The sequence below is a fragment of the Thalassobellus citreus genome (genome assembly GCF_044385915.1).
Classification (GTDB): domain Bacteria; phylum Bacteroidota; class Bacteroidia; order Flavobacteriales; family Flavobacteriaceae; genus Thalassobellus; species Thalassobellus citreus.
The window spans coordinates 1-4,001 of sequence record NZ_JBISCC010000067.1 but is presented as its reverse complement, the minus strand read 5'-3'; the positions used below and the strand labels follow the sequence as shown (position 1 = coordinate 4,001).

General features: G+C 29.8%; 3 protein-coding genes and 2 pseudogenes. 3 read left to right on the top strand and 2 right to left on the bottom strand.

Annotated features, from left to right (window positions below):
* Nucleotides 1-471: 471 nt before the first annotated feature.
* Nucleotides 472-1,350 (bottom strand): annotated as a pseudogene (locus ACH5TX_RS00385) (IS982 family transposase).
* Between the two features lie 72 nt (nt 1,351-1,422).
* On the opposite strand from ACH5TX_RS00385, the gene ACH5TX_RS00380 reads away from it, so the two are divergent.
* The 3 genes from ACH5TX_RS00380 (at nt 1,423) to ACH5TX_RS00370 (ending at nt 3,551) form a co-directional block, all read left to right on the top strand.
* Entirely contained in the window at nt 1,423-1,596 is a 174-nt protein-coding gene (locus ACH5TX_RS00380; RefSeq protein WP_439337581.1) for a hypothetical protein, read from the top strand.
* Between the two features lie 135 nt (nt 1,597-1,731).
* A complete protein-coding gene (locus ACH5TX_RS00375) occupies nt 1,732-2,121 on the top strand; it encodes a hypothetical protein (protein ID WP_439337580.1) in 390 nt (129 codons plus the stop codon).
* Complete coding sequence (locus ACH5TX_RS00370) at nt 2,118-3,551, top strand: S8 family peptidase (RefSeq protein ID WP_439337579.1); 1,434 nt, start codon at nt 2,118-2,120, stop codon at nt 3,549-3,551. The genes ACH5TX_RS00375 and ACH5TX_RS00370 overlap by 4 nt, the downstream gene beginning before the upstream one ends.
* Before the next feature lie 340 nt (nt 3,552-3,891).
* Here the strand turns inward: ACH5TX_RS00370 and ACH5TX_RS00365 are convergent.
* Nucleotides 3,892-4,001: pseudogene (locus ACH5TX_RS00365) on the bottom strand (IS982 family transposase); the annotation flags it as partial.

The window sequence follows — 4,001 nt, the reverse complement described above, 5'->3', positions numbered from 1 at the left end:
CGTATAATAGTAGTGGTAGTTTTGTAGGTGCAGATACTATGCAGGTCTTTCCACTAGATGATAGCGGCGTTTTTCATATGGAACTTTCTTATGGTCTTAGCGTTCGTTGCATAAAGGATTGATACTTTGTGTTTATTTGTTTCCTTTGGTACTTTATCCTGCCATCCCTTAAGGGTGGCAGGACTTAAATAATAACCGCCTGTGGCGGTTAAAAAAAAAAACTAGATGTTCTAATAAACCATCGTTTTTGGCATTAAGTATGCATCATTTTAAATAAGCGAAATTAATTAACGTGTATTTTCAGGCTTAAAACAATTCAGTTTTTCGTTATAAACACTTATTTGTTGTACTTGCCAGTTAATACTTTTAGTTAATTTGTGATGTTGTTTCTCTTTATCTTTATATAATAATAATAATAATAATAATAATAATAATAATAATAATAATAATAATAATAACCCGTTGTGCATTTTAAATAATGCTGATTTTAATATTATTTATATTTCTTCCAAATATAAACTTGTTGATGTACTGAATAGTTGTCAACGCGGTTATTTTAGACACTATTCTGGTTTTAAAGCCTTGAAAAGACTTAGCATAATTACGTTTTATCATAAATTGGTCACATAGTTGTGAAAATAGTGTCTCTATTCTTTTCCTCTTTTTCCTGAATAAATAAGGTTGTTTTTTGTAATCTTTTTGATTCCTTCTCATAGGCGTATTGAGTGCTATATTACAGGTTTCAAATAAGTTGAGCTGTATTTGTGTTGATAGATAGCCTCTATCTACAATTAATGTACAATCGCTTATTTGCATCTTAATATCCTTAAGGTAATTGATGTCGTGTACAGAAGCAGGACTCAAATCAATACTTTGAAAAACACCATTTACAGAACAAACAGCGTGTAGTTTATAACCGTAATAATTAGAACTCTGTGCTGCACAATAGCCTTTATCTGGAAATGCATAATCATCTTCTTTACAAATCTTCGAACGAGAGCTTCGTTATAATTTACAAACCTCTAAGGGCATGCTATCTACAATAAAATAATCTTCAAACTCATTAAAATGAGAAGCTAACTTTAACCGAATATTATTGAGGTTATCAGCTAATTTTCGTCTTCTTCTATTATATACGCTTCGTTCTATTTTTGTCAATATCGTTTTTGGAAGCTTTCTGAACAAGTCATTTTCACTGTCTATCCCCATAAACTCAGCAGTCAAGCTCAAACTAATAAGTTCCAGATCACTAAACTTGGGTTCTCGCCTTTGATAGCTTAAAAGTTGTTCTTTTGATATTTTTCTTAATACTTCCAATATTCTTTCGTAATTTGCATTTAAGTTGTTCATGTTTAATGTTTTATCGCTAAAACAATTTACTGATTATCAGTAATATGGACAACTTTTTTCTTTTAAATCATAATGCACAACGGGTTTTATTATATAAAAACAAAAGATGCTGAAGAATTGTGTCAAGAAATAATAAATTATTTTCATAAATCAGATAATGATAGTTTTGGTAATAAACACTTTTGGGGAACAAAAGAATTTTATACTAAATTATTAGATGTAGTTTTAAGTTTCAAAGAAGTATAGCAAAATCTAAACAACCGATTAGTTAGTGATAATGAATTAAGATAAGATTTGAGGTAAGGACGAAGGAACTTAACGATGATTTACCGAAAATGAATAAGATAACTAATAATTAAAAGTATAAATAACCGATCAGATATGAGCGAAGAAAAAAAAGGCACAGGAATGAGTTATTTTTCAAATAACGAAAATAAAAAAATTGCATATTTTGGTGGGGCATCATCAAAATCTTTTAAAATATGTAATTCTCCTTTATCAAATAATTGCTCAAATATTGGAAATTTTAAAGACTATATATGTAATGAGTGTAAATCAGAATTAGACTGTTTTCACGATGTTATTTTTGATGCATACGGAAAGGATCTAAACTATAAAGAACTATCAGATGAATTTAAAAAGTTGTCTGAAGAAATGAAATTATTATCTCAACAATGGGGTTTATGTGATAATGTTTGTCGCTCGCCGCTGGGCAGATTTTTTACGCTGAAAGTGCTAGAGTTGTTAAAAAGGAGTATATTAGTAAAATGAAAAAATATCGTATTATTATTATTTCTTTTTTACTTGTGTTTTACGCATGTCAAAAAGAGGAATTTATCAAGCAAGAAAACACCTTGTTTCAAGGGGAAATATTTTCTAAGGAGGAAATAAACAAGAAAATTTTAGATATTTTTATAGAAAAAGGAAAGGTTGACTGGAGTGACCTTAATGAAGAAGAGCTTTGGTCTGCAGTAAAATTATCTGAAAATAATTTAATTACTGTTCTTTTGAATTTTGAATCTAATAATGATGCAGAAAAAAAAGAAATTATAGATTTCATAGTTACCTCAGAAAAAAAACCAATAAAAGATGTTGTTTTTGAAATAAATGATAACTTAAAGTATTTAACAGTAAAAATATTAAAGAAAGAAACATTTTTAGAGCTAATGAAGATGGAGAAAGTAGAGTTCATTGAACCCGAATACTCTATGTATACTGAGGAAGAGTATGCTAGTTTTGAAACTGAACCTATTAGAAAATTGAGTGATATCAAATTTTTACAAAAAACACCTTATCTTAAAGGAGTATTTAATAGTCATAACATTTCTTATGCTTGGGAGGAAGGATTGTCTGGAGAAAAAGTAAAAATTGCTATTATCGATAATGGCATGGTTAGGGAGGATAAATTATTTGGAGAAAATGGAGACCCCAATGGAGACAATAGTCATAGCAGAACTTTCGAAAAAACAGGAACATACAAAAGAAAATGGTGGAAAAGCAATGCTAAATATGACGGTAATTGGGCAATAAAAAAGAATAGTACATATAGACACGGCACAAATATGGCAACTATTGCAGCTGGCCCTTCTGGAAAAAGCACAACAGGTATTGCATATAATGCAGATTTAATATCTGTAAGAAGTTCAAATTATGTATTTATAGATTGGCCTCCTAATAAAAAGGGGGTGATAAAAGCTTTTGAGTATTTATCTACTGTCTCTTCTGTTAAGATAATATCTATGTCACAAGGAGGAATAATTGGGTCTAGAGCAATGAGTAGAGCAATTGATAAATGTCACCAAAAAGGAAAATTAATTTTTTGTGCTGCAGGAACTTTTCCTAAAATAGGTAATTTAATAGGTGACTGGCTTACATGTTTCCCCGCTCGTTACAAAAACACTTATTCTGTTACTGGAGTAACTAACTCTGAAAATTTGAACAATGCAGATTGGTGTCGTTCATGTTTTGGTGTTGCTGATTTTGTTGTAGAATTTTGGGGACATAAAGGGTCTTCATCCGAATCGACTTCTTCAACTGCTGGTATGGCAGCATTAATTTGGTCTGAGAATCCAAGTTTGACTGGAGCGGCTGTGATTAATAAAATGATATCAGGAGCTGATAATCAATACAAGAGTTATCCTTTTGGATATGGAAGAGTAGATATGGCGAAGATATATCCTGAAAAACTTAAAGAACAATAAGAAAGACATTCTACTTCGATAAAAGTGCTAAGAGGTTTTAGTGTATAATAAATACACCATTAATAACACTGATATTGTTTCATTAATAATCGGACTTAAGATTAGTTCTGTATCTTTTTCTGAAAGTCCAAGACACAACTAAAAGCATAACAAAATATAAAAAAAAAAGAGATTGTAAAATTTTAAAACCAAAGTCTAAATAACCGATTAGTTAGTGCAGCTGAATTAAGAAAAGATTTGAGGTAAGGAATGAATATGACTTAATGAAGATTTTGCGAAAATGAACAAATTAACTAATCTGTTAAGTGCTATAAACATTAATAAAAAACCGTTGTGCATTTTAAATAATGCTGATTTTAATATTATTTATATTTCTTCCAAATATAAACTTGTTGATGTACTGAATAGTTGTCAACGCGGTTATTTTAGACACTATTCTGGTTTTAAAGC

Bases quoted from the DNA above. Each gene is read 5' to 3' on its own strand.
- ACH5TX_RS00380 (WP_439337581.1), top strand. From the start codon at position 1,423: ATGCACAACGGGTTTTATTATATAAAAACAAAAGATGCTGAAGAATTG.
- ACH5TX_RS00375 (WP_439337580.1), top strand. From the start codon at position 1,732: ATGAGCGAAGAAAAAAAAGGCACAGGAATGAGTTATTTTTCAAATAAC.
- ACH5TX_RS00370 (WP_439337579.1), top strand. From the start codon at position 2,118: ATGAAAAAATATCGTATTATTATTATTTCTTTTTTACTTGTGTTTTAC.